This is a genomic window from Pseudomonas sp. W2Aug9, assembly GCF_023127755.1.
Classification (GTDB): Bacteria; Pseudomonadota; Gammaproteobacteria; order Pseudomonadales; family Pseudomonadaceae; genus Aquipseudomonas; species Aquipseudomonas synxantha_A.
Window position 1 is genome coordinate 163,599 of sequence record NZ_SPKL01000010.1, and the last position, 14,739, is coordinate 178,337.

A 14,739-nucleotide genomic window follows, 5' to 3' on the forward strand; every position below is an offset into this window, starting at 1 on the left:
AGATTCCCAGTGTAGAGCCCTGGAAATAAGTCGAGGGAAATTCGGGTAAGCGGGTCAGCTGCCTTTGCCGTCGCGCTCATCGATGCGTCAAAGTAACGCAGGCGAGCGGTGCGATACAGAGTGTAACAAGATAATAACTATTGCCCAAATCGCAACAGTGTGGGCGATAGGATCTTCTGTGGGAGCTGGCTTGCCTGCGATGCAGACACCTCGGTATGCCAGGCGCACCGGGGTGATGCTATCGCAGGCAAGCCAGCTCCCACATTTTTGACCGAGTTGTTTAGACCGGAAGGGTGATACCAAAGGTATTGCCACCGCCTTCGCTGCGCACAAACACATCCCCGCCATGCATCAACGCAATCGCCTTGACGATCGCCAGCCCCAGCCCGTGATTGGCCCCGCTGTTGCTGCGTGATGCATCCACCCGGTAGAAACGTTCGAACAGGCGTGGCAAGTGTTCGCTGGCGATCGCCTCGCCCGGGTTGGTCACGCCAATCGCTACCTGTTGCCCCTGCACCTGGATGTGCACGTTGATAACCTGTCCGGGCGCGGTATGTTGCACGGCATTGCTCAGCAGGTTGATCAGCGCACGCCGCAGGTGGGCCTTTTCGATATGCACCCGGGCGTCGCCGTGCACCCGCACCCGCACCTGAGCGTCTTCGAGGATGAAGTCCAGATAGTCGAGGGTGGTGGCCACTTCATCGGCCAGTGAGCATTCGATCAGCTTGGTGGCTTTGCTGCCCTGGTCGGCGCTGGCGAGGAACAGCATGTCGTTGATGATCGAGCGCAGCCGTTCCAGCTCTTCCAGGTTCGATTGCAACACCTCGAAATAGTGCTCGGCCGAACGCCCGCGTGTCAGTGCGACTTGGGTCTGGCCGATCAGGTTGGTCAGCGGCGAGCGCAGTTCATGGGCCACGTCGGCGTTGAACGATTCCAGGCGCGAGTAGGCTTGTTCCACGCGGTCGAGAGTGGCATTGAACGAATTGACGAACAGGCTCAACTCCGGCGGCAGCGGTGACAATTGCAAGCGCCCCGAGAGTTTGGGCGGGGCGAGTTTGCGCGCTTCGTCGGAGAGCTTTTCCAGTGGCTTCAAGCCGATGCGCGCAACCCAGAAACCCAGCAGCGCGGCCATGACCACACCCACCATTGCCAGGCTGATCAACGCCACCAGCAAATGATGCTGGGTGGCGCGGAAGTTTTCGGTGTCGATGGCGATCATAAAGCGCAACGCCGGGCGCTGGTCCTTGGCCGCAAACTGGCTGACCAGCACCTTGAACGGATAAGCGTGGCCGGGCAGGCGCAGGTCGCGCTTGCCCGTCGGGCCCTGTGCAAAGGCGCGGATTTGCGCGTCCGGCTCGCCATATTCATAGCTCGGGTCGCTACTGACCACCCAGAATCGAATGCGCTTGTCCTCTTCCCCCAGCAGCTTGAGCTTGGACTTTATCTTGACCCAATGCTCCGGCGTGCCGAAGCGGTTCACCGACGATTCCAGCACGCTGTAGCGCGCATCCAGTTCGGCGCCCGGCAACAACCCCAGGCCGCGATCCACCTGCTGGTACAGCGCGCCGCCGATCAACACGAAGATCAGCAGCGCCACCAGGGTAAACATGCCGCTCAGGCGCAGGGCGATGGAGTTAGCCGACACTGCGGTTCTCCAGCACATAGCCCATGCCACGAATGGTGTGCAGCAGCTTGTGTTCGAACGGCCCGTCGAGCTTGGCGCGCAGGCGCTTGATCGCCACTTCCACCACGTTGGCATCGCTGTCGAAATTGATGTCCCAGACCATCTCGGCAATCGCGGTCTTGGACAGGATTTCTCCCTGGCGACGCGCCAACACGCTGAGCAGCGAGAACTCCTTGGCGGTCAGGTCCAGGCGTACACCGTTGCGACTGGCCTTGCGGCTGATCAAGTCGATCCACAGGTCGGCGACGGTTACCTGCACCGGCTCATGGCCGCCGCTGCGGCGGGTGAGGGCTTGCAGGCGCGCCACCAGCTCAAGAAACGAAAACGGCTTGCCCAGGTAATCATCGGCGCCCTCACGCAGGCCGCGAATGCGGTCCTCCACGCGCTCGCGGGCGGTGAGCATGATCACCGGCGTCTGCTTGCGGGCGCGCAACGCCCGCAATACGCCAAAGCCGTCCAGGCCGGGGAGCATCACGTCGAGCACGATCACCGCGTATTCATTCTCCAGCGCCAGGTGCAGGCCCTCGACGCCTTCGCGTGCCACATCGACGGTGTAGCCTTGCTCTGTCAGGCCACGGTGCAGGTAGTCTGCGGTTTTCTCTTCATCTTCAATAATCAGGACGCGCATGACCGCCTCAGTGTGTGGTCGCCAGCGCCAGCGCTGGTTTGGGCCTGTGGAAAGTCCGTTCAAGGTACAAGTATATGACCGGAGTCGTGAACAGCGTCAGCGCCTGGCTCACCAGCAAGCCTCCCACCACCGCAATGCCCAGCGGTTGACGCAGTTCCGCCCCCGGGCCCGAGCCCAACATCAAGGGCACCGCGCCGAGCAGGGCGGCGAGGGTGGTCATGATGATCGGTCGGAACCGCGTGACGCAGGCTTCATAAATTGCATCCTCCGGCGTCAGCCCGCGCATGCGCTGGGCCTCCAGTGCAAAGTCGATCATCAAAATGCCGTTTTTCTTGACGATGCCGATCAGCAACACCAGGCCGATCAAGGCCATGATCGAAAAGTCCTGGCCCAGCAGCCACAGCATGATCAGCGCCCCCAGGCCCGCCGAGGGCAGGGTGGAAATGATCGTCAGCGGGTGCACGAAACTCTCGTACAGCACACCCAGGATGATGTACACCGCCACCAGCGCTGCGAGGATCAGCCACGGTTGGCTGGCCAGCGAACTCTGGAACGCCTGGGCCGCGCCCTGGAAGTTGCCGATGAGGGTGCTCGGCATACCGATGTCGCTCTTGGCCTGGTCGAGCATGATCACCGCGTCGCCCAGGGCCACGCCGGGCGCCAGGTTGAACGACAGGTTGGCGGCGGGGAACATGCCGTCATGGCTGATGGACAACGGCCCCACGCTGGGCGGCTCGACCCTGGCCAGTGCCGACAGCGGCACCATTTCGTTGGTCAGCGGCGAGCGCAGGTAAAAGTAGTTGAGGCTTTCGGCCTTGCCGCGTTGCTGGCTGTCCAGTTCGAGTATCACCTGGTACTGGTTGATCTCGGTCTGAAACTCGTTGATCTGGCGCTGGCCGAAGGCGTCGTACAGCGCCTGGTCGACATCGGTGGCGGTCAGGCCGAAGCGGGCAGCGGCCTGGCGGTCGATGTTGATGTGGGTAATGCTGCCGCCCAGTTGCAGGTCGTTGGACAGGTCACGAAACGCCGGGTTGCTGCGCAGTTTCTCGGTGAGGCGTTGGGTCCAGGTGTTGAGCGTCGGGCCGTCGTTGCTCTTGAGCACGTATTGGTACTGGGCGCGGCTGGGGCCGGAACTCAAGTTGATGTCCTGGCCGGCGCGCAGGTACAGCACGATACCGGGCACCTTCGCCAGTTGCGGGCGCAGGCGGTCGATGAACTGGCTGGCGGACACGTCGCGATCACCGCGATCTTTCAAGGCAATCCAGAAGCGCCCGTTGGCGATGGTCTGGTTGCTGCCGGTGACGCCCACCGAGTGGGAAAACGCCTGCACCGCCGGGTCGGCCTTGACGATGTCCGCCAGGGCCTTGTGCTTGGCGACCATGTCTTTGTAGGACACATCGGCCGCCGCCTCGCTGGTGCCGAGCACGAAACCGGTGTCCTGCACCGGGAAGAAACCCTTGGGGATAAACACATAACCGACCACGGCCAGGGCCAGGGTCACCACGAAGATCGCCGCCATGCTGCGTTGGTGCGCCAGTGCCCGGCGCAGATTGCGCGCGTAGCCGGCCAGCAGGCGCTCGCTGAAGGAGGGTTTGGCGTGGGCAGGATGGCTCGGTGCGCGCATGAACAAGGCGGCCAGGGTCGGCGCCAATGTCAGCGAAACCACCACCGAAATCAGGATGGTCGAAGTGGCCGTCAGCGCGAACTCCTTGAACAACCGCCCGACCACACCGCCCATGAACAGCAGCGGAATAAACGCCGCCACCAGCGAGAAGCTGATGGACACCACGGTAAAGCCGATTTCGCCGGCCCCCTTGATCGCCGCTTCGCGCTGGCCCAGGCCGGCCTCCAGGTGCCGATGGATGTTCTCCACCACCACAATCGCATCGTCCACCACGAAGCCCACGGCGATCACGATAGCGACCAGGGTCAGGTTGTTCAGGCTGAACCCCATCACGTACATCAGGGCAAAACTGGCCACCAGCGATACACCCAGCACGGCCGAAACAATCAGTGTCGCCGAGAGCTGGCGCAAAAACAGCGCCATCACCGCCACCACCAGCAGGATGGCGATCAGCAGGGTCATTTCCACTTCATGCAGGGAGGCGCGGATGGTCTTGGTGCGGTCGGTCAATACGCTGACCTGCACCGAGGCCGGCAACATGCCTTGCAGGCGCGGCAGTTCGGCCTGGATGCGGTCGACGGTTTCGACGATGTTGGCGCCGGGCTGACGCGAAATCACCAGGTTGACCCCTGGCGTATCGCCGGACCAGGCTTGCACGTAGGCGTTTTCCGAACCATTGATGACGTTGGCGATATCGCGCAGTTGAACCGGTGCGCCGTCTTTGTAGGAAACGATCAACTGGCCGTAGTCTTCGGGATGAAACAGCTGGTCGTTGGTCGACAGAGTCGAGACGCTGTTCTCGCCATAGATCGCGCCCTTGGCCAAGTTGAGGCTCGACTGCTGAATGGCCAGGCGTATGTCGGCGAGGGTCAGCCCGATGGCCGCGAGTTTGTCGGGGGAGGCCTGCACGCGAATCGCCGGGCGTTGCTGGCCGGTGATGTTGATCTGGCCGACGCCGTCGATCTGGCTGATCTGGCGCGCCAGCAGGGTTTCCACATAATCACTCAGCTCGGTGCTGGGCATGCTGCCTGAACTGACGCTGAGGATCAGTACCGGGCTGTCCGCCGGGTTGACCTTTCTCCAGGTCGGCAAGTTCGGCATATCGCTGGGCAGCTTGCCGGAGGCGGTGTTGATCGCGGCCTGGACTTCCTGGGCGGCGGTGTCGATGCTTTTTTCCAGGGTGAACTGCAACGTCAAAAGGCTTGAGCCCAAGGCGCTGCTGGAGGTCATCTGGGTCACGCCGGGGATGGCACTGAATTGCACTTCCAGGGGCGTGGCCACTGATGAGGCCATGGTGTCCGGGCTGGCACCGGGCAGTTGCGCGGTGACCTGGATCGTCGGAAATTCCGCTTCCGGCAACGGGGCGATGGACAGGCGTGGGAAGGCGATGACCCCCAGCAGTACCAAGGCAAACGTCAACAACAGGGTGGCGACCGGGTGATCAACGCACCAGGCCGAGGGCGAACGGCTGCCGCTCATGGTTGCACCGTGGCGTCAGCGGTCTGGATCACCTGTGGTGGCTCCTTGAGTACTTCCACCTGGGCGCCGGCCTTGAGCCGCGACTGACCGTCGCTGACCAGCACGTCCCCAGCCTGCACGCCTTTGATGATGTTGATCTCGCTGTCCTGATAGGCAACCTGTACCGGCACCACTTCTGCTTTATCACCGTTCACCCGGTACACGAAGTGCGAGTCCAGCCCACGCTGTACTACGGTCGGTGGCACCACTAGAACATGCTTGTCGAGGGCCGTCTGGATCTTGATGGTCACCAGTTGCCCCGGCCACAGCTTTTGCGATGGGTTGTTGAACTCGGCCTTGGCCCGCAGGGTGCCGGTGGTGGAGCTGATCTGGTTGTCGATCAGGCTCAGGTGGCCTTCGCCGAGCAGGTGGCCGGTGTCGCCGTCGGTATCGGCGCCCAGGTAGGCGTCGACGCTGGCCGGGGTTGGCGCCGCGATCAGGCCCTGCAGGGTCGGCAGCATCTGCTGCGGCAGGGAGAACTCAACGGCGATCGGGTCGAGCTGGGTGACGGAGAACAACCCCTGGGTGTCGCTCATGCGCAGGAAATTACCTTCATCCACACTGCGAATGCCCACGCGACCACTGACGGGGGAGCGAATCTGGGTGTAGGAAAGTTGTACCTGAGCAGCATCAATCGCAGCCTGATTGCCTTGCACGGTGGCCCTGAGCTGGTTCACCAATGCCTGCTGCTGGTCATAGGTCTGCTTTGATACGCCGTCGTCAATGCTCAGTGCCTTGTAGCGCTTGAGGTTGACCAGTGCCACTTGCAACTGCGCCTGGCTTTCACCCAGTTGCGCCTTGGCCTGGTCGAGGCTGGCGCGGATCGAGCGGTCATCGAGGGTCGCCAGCAGGTCACCGGCCTTCACCGACTGACCTTCTTTGACCAGCAATCGGGTGAGGATGCCGTCGATCTGCGGGCGAATCACCACATTGTGCAACGACAGCACCGAGCCGATACCGCTGACAAACCGCGGAACATCCTGTTGCGTCACGCTCACCACCCGCACGGGAATGGCGGTAGGCGCCGCCAGCCGTGCTTTGACCGGCCGGGTCAATGCCCAGGCTGCGACAGCCAGTATCAGGAGGGCACCCACTATCAGGGCCATGTTTCGTTTGATCTGCATAGGAGGACGCCGGCGCAAACTGCACGTTGGAGTTTGGAAAGCTGCTTTATAGCGCTGTTTCACCGTCAGCACGGTGACGGCAAACTGACAGCCGTGACAGTTAGGCTGTGTGAGCCTGTCGCTTGAAGTTACTGCTGGCAGCCTCGGCCCCGTATACTCGCGTTTTTACACCTATAGCTGTGCCGGAGCCCCTATGACTTCCCCCACCCAACCCCCTGTTGAAGCGGCCGACCTCGTCGATTCGGCCACCGCCGACAGTGCTGAAAAAGCCGAGATCCCGGCGTTCAAGTTCCCCTTCAAGCCGGGTGAACTGGCAGGCGCCAAAAACGCCAGCCAGCCCTGGTACAAAGGTGGCGCCAAGAACGGCCATACCAAGACCCCAGGCATGGCACCTCCAGGCACGCGCCGTTCGATGGGTAAACGTTAAGGCTAAATCGAAGCTCGCGTTATAGGCTGTTGCCTACGTCGCCTGTCGATATTTCTACTTGTAGGTCCGCGGTCGATTCTTGAAAGCTTGCACAGCGTTTGCTTCGTCCCGATGACGCTCCATCGGGACGAGTGAGTAAGCTTTCCGGAAAAGGACGTTCCCGTGGCCCTGATACACCTCTGTGCAGTGCTTGCCTTCTTGCTCTCGACGACTGCCGTTGCGGGCGACGTTCAACCGCGGCGCGAGATTCGTTTCGCCGTGGCCGCGCATTTTCCCCCCTTTCAGAGCCGCAACCCGCAAGGGCAATTGGTGGGGCTGAACATCGAACTGGGCAATGCCTTGTGCGAACAACTCAACGTGCGCTGTATCTGGGTTGACCAAGTCGTCATGGAAAATTTTCCGGCCCTCGAAGCCCGGCAGTTCGACGCGATCATGGGTATGGCGCCGACATGTCGGCGCCGACAACGGGTGAGTTTTACCGATGACCTCTACCCGATCACCACCCGCCTGGTGGGTCGTAAAGGCTCAGGCTTGATCCCTGGCCGGCGCTCGCTCAAGGGCAAGCGCGTGGGGGTGTTGGTCAGGAGTAATCGTGAAGCCTTTGCGCTCTCGCAGTGGGCACCGGCGGGGGTGATCATCAGAAGTTTCTGGCTCAACGATCAACTGATTCAGAGCCTGGTGTCGGGTGATATCGATGCGACCTTGCAAGGTGCCGTGGAGATCCGTGAGGCGCTGCTCGACACCGCCGACGGCCTGGACTTCGGTTTCCTGGGGCCTGTGGTGTCATCGGGCTTGTTGGGCAACAGCGTGGCTATCGCGGTACGCAAACCTGATACCGCGCTGCGCAATGAGCTGAACCATGCGCTTGAACAGCTGATGCAAAACGGCGAATACCAACGCATCCTCCAGCCCTATGGTCTGGATGTAGCGCCTGCCACTCCATGATCGAGATAGATCTCAATGCGGGAGCAGACTCAGTCAAATCCCCGTCGGCGGTCAGGCAGCCCGCAACGAGATAAACGCATAGTTGGCCGGCACTTCGGTGGCAATCTGCGCCCCGGCGTCCAGCAGTTGTTCGGCGATGTCCATACCGGATACATGGAACACCCATTCATTGGCCATGCTCGGCTGGACCACTGCCTGCTCGACAGCTTGGGCAAACGCCTGCATATCCGGCAGGTAGGCGGTAAAGCCGTCGCCCTTGAGCGCTGTGGTACGAATGCCGAGCAACGCACACACCGCTTCCTTGGTTTGTACATCATCACGGTCGGCCTGGCGCGAGCGGCCGATCAGTTCAGCCAGTTCCTTGTCCATTAACTCGCCACCGACGATCAAAGCCGGGCCCTGTTCCCAGGATTCTGGCGGGCAATCCTTGGCACTCGGGTTCAGCGGGATATGCGGGTTGATCTCCATCGGGTAGATCCGGCACACCAGTGGGCGTCGTTCATAGATGCGGCAAAGGTTGTCTTCGTCAAGATTCCGGCAGCGTCCGGCGTTATAGGCGGCAAAGGTGATTGCCACAAACGCCTCGGTAGTGCCGCTGGGCACCATCACCGATCGGCGCTCGGCGTGTTCACGTTGTTGCAGGGGCAGGCCCAGGCCGTTGCCGAGGAAACCCTCGACCAGGACGATGACGTTACCGCCGTCCGCCGCCCAGCTACGGGCTTCTGCGAGGGTCAGGGGGACGTGATGGTCGCTGCAGCATTTGCCGCAACCTACGCAAGAAAACTGAGTGTTCATGGCGGATCTGTCACCAGGCTAGGTCAGAGGGCACGCTTGAGGGGTGACGGGTTTTTTACCTCTATCGACCGCTCGGCACTCTGGAAGCAAGTTATGCGCCAGGGGTTGTCAGCCCTTGGGCACAGTGTCGCGCAGGACAAATCTCATATCGGCACTTTCATACAGTTGCCGGGCACGCAGGTTGCTTTCCAGCACCTTGAGGTCGACATAAGGTTCGCCGCGCTGCTTGAACACCTGAAAGCTGTGCAGCAACAAGGCGCGCCCCAGCCCCTGGCCCTGGGCGCAAGGATGTATCGCAAGGTTCTTGATGAAGGCGCTGGTCCAGCACTGGGCGACACCGAGAATGCCGTCGGCGTTAATGGCGACCAGGCACAACGTCGGGTCGCACTCGGCATCGGTCACGAACTGTCGGCGCCATTCATCCAGGCTGGCGACACGGCCTCCGCCCTGGTCTTGAGTCATGCGCAACACGGCATGGATCGCCGGGGCCAATTCATCCCGGTAATGATCCAGCCGCGTATTCGCTGGCCACTGCGGGGCGGGCAGGCTGCCCGTGAGGTCGCGACGCAGCAGCTGGAAATACTCGGCCACTGCTTACAGGCCCTTTTGTGCCACGGTTTGCGCGGCGATGACCAGGTACTTGGTCAGCTCCGGGGAGGAGAACTTGGTGAGCACCGCATCGGCACCGGCCAGGCGGGCTTTCTCGCTGTTCATCGCGCTGTCCAGGGAAGTGTGCAACAGCACGTATAGGTCCTTGAAATCCGGGGTTTCGCGCAGGGTGCGGGTAAGGGCGTAGCCGTCCATCTCGGACATCTCGATATCCGACACCACCACATTGATCTGCTCGCCCGTGCCTTGCAGTTCCAGCAACACATCGATGGCTTCCTTGGCGCTGCGCGCGGTGTGGCAGGTCAGGCCAAGGTTACGCAGGGTGTGTACCGACTGCTGCAAGGCCACTTGGCTGTCGTCCACCACCAGGATGCGGGCGTTGCCGAGCACTTCGGCTTCTTCCATGGTCAGGTCGGTCGGCGCCGTTTCAATCGGTGCCGGGGCGATGCCGTGGATGACTTTCTCGATATCCAGCACCTGTACCAGGCCACCTTCCACTTGGGTTACCCCAGTGATAAATGCACGGTTGCCCCCGGAGCCGTAGGGTGGCGGGCGGATGTCGGTGGTCAGGCAATGCACGATCTTGCTCACTGCCTGCACATGCAAACCCTGCTTGGAACGGCTGACGTCGGTGACGATCAGGCAGCCGCCGTCCGGGTCTTGCAAGGGCATTTCACCGAGGGCGCGGCTCAAGTCGATCACCGACAGCGAGGTGCCGCGCAAGGTGGCAATGCCTTTGACGTGCGGGTGGGACTCCGGCAGCTTGGTCAGCGGCGGGCAGGGGATGATTTCACTGACTTTCAACAGGTTGATGGCCATCAGCTTGCCGCTGCGCAGGGTAAAGAGCAGAAGCGAAAGTGAGTCTGCGCGGGCTTTGGTGGTGGACATAAAAACCTTCTGTGGATCAGGGATGACGATCATCTATGGAAGGTTATCGACTCGGCTGGCCTGGGCTTTAACCGGATTTTGTGTCGGGCACTGCTAATGTGGGAGGGGGCTTGCTCCCGATATCGGCGTGTCAGTCAGCAGATGTACAACTGATCCACCGCCATCGGGAGCAAGCCCCCTCCCACATTGGGTTATGTATCAGCCCTTCCAGACCTGCGGGTTCACCAGGTCCTGCGGGCGCTGGCCCAGCAGTGCGCTGCGCAGGTTATCCAAAGCACGATTGGCCATGGCTTCGCGGGTTTCACCGGTGGCCGACCCGACGTGCGGCAGGGTCACGGCATTGCTCAACTGGAACAGTGGCGATTCGGCCAGCGGTTCCTTTTCATACACATCCAGCCCGGCACCGCGAATTTTCTGGGTTTGCAGGGCTTCGACCAGCGCCGGTTCATCCACCACCGGCCCACGGGAAATATTGATCAGGATCGCGCTGGACTTCATCAGGCCTAATTCGCGCGTGCTGATCAGGTGACGGGTCTCGTCGCTCAATGGCACCACCAGGCAGACAAAATCCGCCTCGGCCAGCAACTGGTCAAGGCTACGGAACTGTGCGCCCAGTTCTTGCTCCAGCGCGGTCTTGCGGCTGTTGCCGCTGTACAGGATCGGCATGTTGAAACCCAGGCGCCCACGCCGGGCCACGGCCGCGCCGATATTGCCCAGGCCGACGATGCCCAGGGTCTTGCCGTGTACATCGCAGCCAAACAACGGCGCGCCGACGCTGGCTTTCCACTGACCGGCCTTGGTCCAGGCGTCCAGCTCGGCCACCCGGCGTGCGCTGCTCATCAGCAACGCAAAGGCCAGGTCGGCAGTGCTTTCGGTGAGTACATCAGGGGTGTTGGTCAGCATGATGCCGCGCTCGTTGAAGTACGGCACGTCGTAGTTGTCGTAGCCCACCGATACACTGGACACCACTTCAAGCTTGCTCGCGCCTTCAAGCTGTTCACGGCCCAGCTTGCGGCCCACGCCGATCAAGCCGTGGGCATGGGGCAGGGCGTCGTTGAACTGCGCGTTGATATCACCCAGTTTGGGGTTGGGCACGATCACCTCGAAATCCTGTTGCAGGCGTTCGATCATCGGTGGGGTGATGCGGCTGAAGGCCAGGACAGTCTTTTTCATGGCAGGCGGGCTCGTCGACTACGGAAGAATGCCAAGCACGCTAACATTCCCGATAAGAATTTTGCAGGGTTTTGATCGGTCCTGCTTCTCTTCCATTGGTTTTAATACCTGTCAACTGTGAAAACTACGAGCTGTTCGGCCAATACGTGAGCGCCTATTCTCGTTTTTCAAGGCTGGGTTGATGCCTTTGTTAAACAGGAGATCACTCTTATGAATATCGACGATGAGATAAAGCGAATCAGGGATTTTTTAGCCGCTGGTAAAACACGCAACGAGCCTGACGAGGCTTTGCCGCAGGCTCCCACAATCGAATTGATCGTCAATGGCGAGTTGTTCGTCGACCATGTACCTGGGACGGGGCTGAAGGTTGGGGTGGATTACGACACTATGCTGGAGGGTCAGGAGTTCGTTTTATATTTGTTCAGCAATACGCCTTCGGATGGCGACTATAACGAGGCCGTTACAGTGATAGAGGTGAAACCTTACGTTGTTACCGTGCCCAAGCAAAAGATTGAAAAGTTGCATAAAAACGAGCTTGGTCTTTGTCTTTACTTCATCGATGGCAAAGAAACCTCTGAGTGGACGACCTTCACCGTCAGATGATGCGTCCTATCAAGGCATACGGTGACCTGTTCAAAACCAGTCACCGCATGCTTGGCTCAATTACTCAAGCGAGCACCACCTAAACCACCGCTCAATTCATACGCCACCAGCTCCGCCTGGTGCGCCGCCAGAATTTCCGGCAACGAACCACGCAGGTACTCCACCCAGGTCTTGATCTTCGCATCCAGGTATTGGCGCGAAGGGTAGATGGCGTACAGGTTCAGTTCCTGGGAGCGGTAGGTCGGCATCACCCGCACCAGTGTGCCGTTGCGCAGCCCTTCGATGGCGGCATACACCGGCAGCAGGCCTACGCCCATGCCGCTGGTAATTGCGGTTTTCATCGCGTCGGCCGAGTTGACCAGGAACGGCGAGCTGTTGATCGCCACGCTTTCCTGACCTTCAGGCCCGTTGAAGGTCCATTTGTCCAGTTGGATCACCGGGCTGACCAGGCGCAGGCACGCATGGTTGAGCAAATCCTGCGGCCGCTGTGCACAGCCCTTGGCCTTGACGTATTCCGGGGAAGCACAGGCAATGCTGTAGGTGATGCCCAGGCGCTGGGACACGAAACCCGAGTCCGGCAGTTCACTGGCCAGCACGATGGACACGTCGTAGCCCTCGTCGAGCAGGTCCGGTACGCGGTTGGCCAGGGTCAGGTCGAAGGTCACGTCGGGGTGGGTGCGGCGGTAACGGGCAATCGCGTCGATGACGAAATGCTGGCCGATCCCGGTCATGGTGTGCACTTTGAGCTGCCCGGCAGGGCGGGCGTGGGCGTCGCTGGCCTCGGCTTCGGCTTCTTCGACGTACGCAAGGATCTGCTCGCAGCGCAGCAAATAGCGTTTACCGGCCTCGGTCAGCGCGATACGCCGGGTGGTGCGGTTGAGCAAGCGGGTTTGCAGGTGGGCCTCAAGGTTGGAGACCGCGCGCGAGACATTGGCCGTGGTGGTGTCCAGTTGCACGGCGGCGGCGGTGAAGCTGCCGGCTTCGGCCACGCAACTGAAAGCGCGCATGTTTTGCAAAGTGTCCATGGAGTGTTCTCAAGGGAGATGACAAATTGTGACAGAAAGTTACGCCGACCAGTGATCCCTACCAACGGATTATCGCCTGAACGGTAACAAAGATTCACAGGAATGCCAGCTTATCGTCCTCCATGCCGCCGCCTAGAATTGCGCCACCTCTTGCGCAACACCTCTCAGGAATTCGCTTGCCGTGCCGCGTCGCATCAGCAGAGAGCTGAAGACTCTCAGTGTTTGGGCCTTATCGTTAGCCATCAGCGGTTGCATCGGAACCGGAGGAATTGCCCCCCAAGGCCAGGCCCTCAACGCCAATACCCTGGCCACCGATGAAGCCATTCAAGACGCCTCCCAGGACGCCCATTGGCCCACCGCCCAATGGTGGCAAGCCTACGGCGACCCGCAGCTCAACCGTTGGGTCGAACTCGCCACCCAGAACAGTCCCAGCCTGGCCGTGGCCGCCGCACGCGTGCGGCAAGCGCGGGCGCTGGCCGGGGTTGCGGAGTCGGCCGAGTCGTTGCAGATCAACAGCGACACCACCCTCAAGCGCCACAACTGGCCGAAAGATCAGTTCTACGGCCCCGGCGAATTGAGCGGCGCCAACACCTGGGATAACAACTCGTCCCTGGGTCTGAGTTATGCCCTCGACCTGTGGGGGCGGGAAAGCAACAGCACCGAACGTGCGGTCGACCTGGCGCACATGAGCGCTGCCGAAGCACGTCAGGCCCAGCTCGAACTGCAGAACAACGTGGTGCGCGCCTATATCCAGTTGTCGTTGCATTACGCCAACCGCGATATCGCCGCGGCCACCCTGGCCCAGCAACAGCAGATTCTCGACCTGGCCAACAAACGCCTTAACGCCGGGATCGGCACCCACTTCGACGTCAGCCAGGCCGAAACCCCGCTGCCGGAAACCCATCGCCAACTGGATGCCCTGGACGAGGAAATCGCCCTGAGCCGTAACCAGTTGGCGGCGCTGGCCGGTAAAGGCCCGGGCGAGGGTGCGCAGTTGCAACGCCCGACCCTGGCCCTCGCCGCGCCATTGAAGTTGCCCTCAAGCCTGCCTGCGCAACTGCTCGGCCAACGCCCGGATGTGGTCGCCAGCCGCTGGCAGGTGGCGGCCCAGGCCCGTGGCATCGATGTGGCCCACGCTGGTTTCTACCCCAACGTCGACCTGGTCGGCAGCCTCGGCTACATGGCCACGGGCGGCGGTATGCTGGAGTTCCTGGCTGGCAAGAAATTCAACTACAACGTCGGTCCGGCGATCACCTTGCCGATCTTTGATGGCGGCCGCCTGCGTGCTCAATTGGGCGAAGCCAGTGCCGGCTATGACATCGCGGTCGCCCAGTACAACCAGACGCTGGTCAATGCGCTCAAGGGCATCAGCGACCAGTTGATCCGCCGCGAGTCCATGGACAAGCAGTCGGCTTTCGCCGCGCAGTCGGTTGCCTCGGCGCAGAAGACCTACGACATCGCCATGATCGCCTACCAGCGTGGCCTCACCGACTACCTCAATGTGCTCAACGCCCAGACCCTGCTGTTCCGTCAGCAACAGGTCGAGCAACAGGTGCAGGCGGCGCGCCTGAGTGCCCATGCCGAACTGGTAACGGCATTGGGCGGCGGCCTTGGTGCCGGCAACGATGTGCCCCAGGATGCCAAGACCCTTCCAAGCAAGACCCCGGCGGCACTTGCCGTGTTCGACCACTGAGTA

Annotated in this window: 13 protein-coding genes; 4 read left to right on the forward strand and 9 right to left on the reverse strand. The window is 61.3% G+C overall.

The features are described from left to right. Positions 1–280: 280 nt before the first annotated feature. Genes E3O56_RS07710 through E3O56_RS07725 form a run of 4 tightly spaced genes read right to left on the reverse strand, consistent with a single transcriptional unit; the run spans position 281 to position 6,578 of the window. On the reverse strand, positions 281–1,645 hold the full coding sequence (locus E3O56_RS07710) for a heavy metal sensor histidine kinase (RefSeq protein WP_148853472.1): 1,365 nt from the start codon (positions 1,643–1,645) through the stop codon (positions 281–283). After that, positions 1,635–2,312, reverse strand: a complete 678-nt coding sequence (locus E3O56_RS07715) for a heavy metal response regulator transcription factor (RefSeq protein WP_005784958.1) — start codon at positions 2,310–2,312, stop codon at positions 1,635–1,637. Before E3O56_RS07715 ends, E3O56_RS07710 begins: the two co-directional genes overlap by 11 nt. Before the next feature lie 7 nt (positions 2,313–2,319). Next, a complete protein-coding gene (locus E3O56_RS07720; RefSeq protein ID WP_248128061.1) occupies positions 2,320–5,415 on the reverse strand; it encodes a multidrug efflux RND transporter permease subunit in 3,096 nt (1,031 codons plus the stop codon). Continuing rightward, positions 5,412–6,578 carry an efflux RND transporter periplasmic adaptor subunit gene (locus E3O56_RS07725; RefSeq protein ID WP_103734613.1) on the reverse strand — a complete coding sequence of 389 codons (1,167 nt, stop codon included), beginning with the start codon at positions 6,576–6,578 and terminating at the stop codon, positions 5,412–5,414. Before E3O56_RS07725 ends, E3O56_RS07720 begins: the two co-directional genes overlap by 4 nt. Before the next feature lie 193 nt (positions 6,579–6,771). Between E3O56_RS07725 and E3O56_RS07730 the strand changes: the two genes are divergently transcribed. Both E3O56_RS07730 and E3O56_RS07735 read left to right on the forward strand, forming a co-directional pair. Further along, positions 6,772–7,005 (forward strand): hypothetical protein, encoded by a 234-nt coding sequence (locus tag E3O56_RS07730; protein ID WP_005784964.1) that lies wholly within the window; start codon positions 6,772–6,774, stop codon positions 7,003–7,005. 162 nt (positions 7,006–7,167) lie between these two features. Then, positions 7,168–7,950, forward strand: coding sequence for a transporter substrate-binding domain-containing protein (locus E3O56_RS07735; protein WP_078820316.1), 783 nt, complete (start codon positions 7,168–7,170; stop codon positions 7,948–7,950). Positions 7,951–8,001: 51 nt separating this feature from the next. On the opposite strand, the gene E3O56_RS07740 is transcribed toward E3O56_RS07735, so the two are convergent. The 4 genes from E3O56_RS07740 to E3O56_RS07755 all read right to left on the reverse strand — a co-directional run bounded on the left by E3O56_RS07740 (position 8,002) and on the right by E3O56_RS07755 (position 11,415). Next, entirely contained in the window at positions 8,002–8,745 is a 744-nt protein-coding gene (locus tag E3O56_RS07740; RefSeq protein ID WP_103734610.1) for a YkgJ family cysteine cluster protein, read from the reverse strand. A gap of 108 nt (positions 8,746–8,853) precedes the next feature. Further along, positions 8,854–9,336 (reverse strand): GNAT family N-acetyltransferase, encoded by a 483-nt coding sequence (locus E3O56_RS07745; protein WP_032877712.1) that lies wholly within the window; start codon positions 9,334–9,336, stop codon positions 8,854–8,856. 3 nt (positions 9,337–9,339) lie between these two features. Next, complete coding sequence (locus E3O56_RS07750; RefSeq protein WP_005784972.1) at positions 9,340–10,242, reverse strand: chemotaxis protein; 903 nt, start codon at positions 10,240–10,242, stop codon at positions 9,340–9,342. 198 nt (positions 10,243–10,440) lie between these two features. Beyond that, complete coding sequence (locus tag E3O56_RS07755) at positions 10,441–11,415, reverse strand: D-glycerate dehydrogenase (protein ID WP_032877711.1); 975 nt, start codon at positions 11,413–11,415, stop codon at positions 10,441–10,443. Positions 11,416–11,625: 210 nt separating this feature from the next. Between E3O56_RS07755 and E3O56_RS07760 the strand changes: the two genes are divergently transcribed. Then, entirely contained in the window at positions 11,626–12,018 is a 393-nt protein-coding gene (locus E3O56_RS07760) for a hypothetical protein (RefSeq protein WP_248128062.1), read from the forward strand. A 56-nt stretch (positions 12,019–12,074) separates the two neighbouring features. Here E3O56_RS07760 and E3O56_RS07765 read toward each other — a convergent pair whose 3' ends face one another. Then, complete coding sequence (locus tag E3O56_RS07765; protein WP_032877708.1) at positions 12,075–13,043, reverse strand: LysR family transcriptional regulator; 969 nt, start codon at positions 13,041–13,043, stop codon at positions 12,075–12,077. Positions 13,044–13,224: 181 nt separating this feature from the next. On the opposite strand from E3O56_RS07765, the gene E3O56_RS07770 reads away from it, so the two are divergent. Then, positions 13,225–14,736, forward strand: a complete 1,512-nt coding sequence (locus E3O56_RS07770) for an efflux transporter outer membrane subunit (protein WP_228309359.1) — start codon at positions 13,225–13,227, stop codon at positions 14,734–14,736. Positions 14,737–14,739 lie beyond the last annotated feature (3 nt).

What these genes read in the sequence shown, in the direction of transcription:
- E3O56_RS07730 (WP_005784964.1), top strand. Translation starts at nt 6,772, where the DNA reads ATGACTTCCCCCACCCAACCCCCTGTTGAAGCGGCCGACCTCGTCGAT.
- E3O56_RS07720 (WP_248128061.1), bottom strand. Translation starts at nt 5,415, where the DNA reads ATGAGCGGCAGCCGTTCGCCCTCGGCCTGGTGCGTTGATCACCCGGTC.
- E3O56_RS07740 (WP_103734610.1), bottom strand. Translation starts at nt 8,745, where the DNA reads ATGAACACTCAGTTTTCTTGCGTAGGTTGCGGCAAATGCTGCAGCGAC.
- E3O56_RS07750 (WP_005784972.1), bottom strand. Translation starts at nt 10,242, where the DNA reads ATGTCCACCACCAAAGCCCGCGCAGACTCACTTTCGCTTCTGCTCTTT.
- E3O56_RS07715 (WP_005784958.1), bottom strand. Translation starts at nt 2,312, where the DNA reads ATGCGCGTCCTGATTATTGAAGATGAAGAGAAAACCGCAGACTACCTG.
- E3O56_RS07765 (WP_032877708.1), bottom strand. Translation starts at nt 13,043, where the DNA reads ATGGACACTTTGCAAAACATGCGCGCTTTCAGTTGCGTGGCCGAAGCC.
- E3O56_RS07760 (WP_248128062.1), top strand. Translation starts at nt 11,626, where the DNA reads ATGAATATCGACGATGAGATAAAGCGAATCAGGGATTTTTTAGCCGCT.
- E3O56_RS07725 (WP_103734613.1), bottom strand. Translation starts at nt 6,578, where the DNA reads ATGCAGATCAAACGAAACATGGCCCTGATAGTGGGTGCCCTCCTGATA.
- E3O56_RS07755 (WP_032877711.1), bottom strand. Translation starts at nt 11,415, where the DNA reads ATGAAAAAGACTGTCCTGGCCTTCAGCCGCATCACCCCACCGATGATC.